The organism is Tissierella sp. (assembly GCF_031460495.1).
Classification (GTDB): Bacteria; Bacillota; Clostridia; order Tissierellales; family Tissierellaceae; genus JAVKTS01.
Genome location: NZ_JAVKTS010000011.1, coordinates 1 through 2,252, shown reverse-complemented (window position 1 = coordinate 2,252; position 2,252 = coordinate 1). Strand labels below are relative to the sequence as shown.

Here is a 2,252-nt window from a genome sequence, read left to right as displayed (position 1 = left end):
TGGAATATTGGTTCTCCAACCTTAGATGGTACTCCATTTGCATCTGTGGAATATATTGTAAATCCTATTCTATTTCCACCTGGTGCTGGCCATGAATTATCCCAGAAATACACATTAGCTCCTGTTACCTTACCAAATTGTTCTGGTGTAAATCTTACTGCCAATCCGTATCCTGCACTATTTAGTACTAGAGCATTTTCGCCTGTTCCGTCATCATAGATTATCTCATCTTCGAAGCCTACGAATCTCTTTAGTCCTAATTCTACTTGTGTTACTTCTTCTGGATTTACAGTTACTGTAAATTCACCTGGATCAAATCCATCAGCTATTACCTTAAGTGTATATGTGCCAACTAGAACATTAGGGATAGTAAAGTATCCGTCTGCATCAGCAACAACTGCTGCTACCTTTGAATCTTCTACTAATCTAATAACTGCATTGGATGCTGGGTTGCCATAATACCTGTCAATAACTCTACCCATAATACTTCCTTGTGGTTTTGGTTCTAAAACAAATGTTACCTTTGTAGTTAGATCTTCAGCTACTGTAACGGTAGCTTCTTCTGAATAGAAGCCATATGCTTCTGCTCTTAGAGTATAATCACCCATTGGCATTCTCATACTATATGAACCAGTCACTGGGTCATTTTTAACGCTTCTTCCTGTTTCTAATACTGTAACTACAGCATCAGCTAATGGAATTCCACTACCTCTTGCCATTGGAGTATTAGCTACTTCTATATCTGAAACAGTTTTATATTTGTTTACTCTTGCTGCATTTCTATTTATTTTGAAGTTTGCTTCTGGTGCTACAAATTTTTCCCCTTTATCTTCAGGATCTATAGCTATTTCTGGAGCTGGTTCTGGATCTGGAATAGGATCTTCCCCTTCAGCACTTGCTCCCATAACATATACATCATCTACATACCAACCACTATAGTATATTGATGAATCTGAGTGGAAGAAGAATCTAAGCTTTATAGTGTCTCCATCAAAAGCAGATAAATCTAGTTCTTCTGTAATCCATCTTTGCAATCTAGTACCATATTTTCCACCTGTTACAGGAGTAATATTAGTCCAAGTGGCTCCATCATTATTGGAAACCATTACTTGACCATAATCCCATAGAGTTGATGTTCCTTCAAAATCAAACCAGTGAGTGAATGTTAAAACAGCACCACTGTTTTCAGGTATTACTATGGCTGGAGATTGTATATAGGAATCATTACTTGCTGTATAATTTCCAGCTAGATTAGTTGCCCATAGTTTAACCCCTGAATTAGCTGCATTAGGTCCAGATGTTGGAATACCCCATTGCCAATCATTAGCTGTACCTGATGTAACGCCTAAAGTAAATCCACCATTATCATTTTCAAAGTCTGTTCCAAATAAAGCAGTATAGCCTAAAGCTATGGCATTGGATTCATTTGAATATTGACTAAGATTCCCTGAGAAATCCTCTGAAGCTATTACATAATAATACTCTGAATTTGCTTCTACTGTTTCGTCTATAAAAATGTTATTCAAAGTTTCATTTATTTTTACATATTCTCCACCTGCTATATCTGAACGATATATATTGTAATGGTCTAAGTCTCCATCCATTACAGGTGACCAAGTTAATTTAATTCCTCTAATATTTGGCATTGCTTCTAAATTTGTTGGAACTGCAGGAGCTTCTGTATCTACTCCAACTAGTCTAACATTATCAACATACCAACCTAGATTATGAGTAGAAGCATTAGATACAAATCTAAATGCAGCAAATACTGGAGTATTAGATCCAATATATTCTCCAAGATTAACTACAGCTTCTTTCCATTGATTAGATGTTCCTGAATATTGTGGTCCAACTTGTGTCCAAGTAGCACCATAGTCATTAGTCAATAAAACAGTACCATAATCTAAAGTTGCCTGAGTTAAATACCAGTGATTAAATCTTAATGTAGCTGAATCTAGATTTCCATCTCTTAAATCTATAGGAGGAGTTATCATCCAACTATCTGCATTTGCAGTGTAATTACCATTTAATATGGTTCCTGCTAGTTGGTTTCCTTCATATGGTGCTGGGCTTGTTCCTGATGGTTGACCCCATTCCCATATTCCATCCATAATCCAACCATTAATATTGCTTTCAAAGCCTTGTGAATATTCATCTGGTATTACACCAAAGCTTATATCTATTCTGTAATCTTGTGATACTACTACTTCTCCTGCATAGTCTCTTGCTCTTACTTTGTATACAATGCTATC

1 protein-coding gene is annotated in these 2,252 nt (G+C 36.2%); it reads right to left on the bottom strand.

All coding sequences use genetic code 11. From position 1 onward, the window contains the following. Positions 1-2,252, bottom strand: a 2,252-nt coding sequence (locus RIN63_RS15255; protein WP_310445614.1) for a carboxypeptidase regulatory-like domain-containing protein, incomplete at both ends; no start/stop codon positions are given.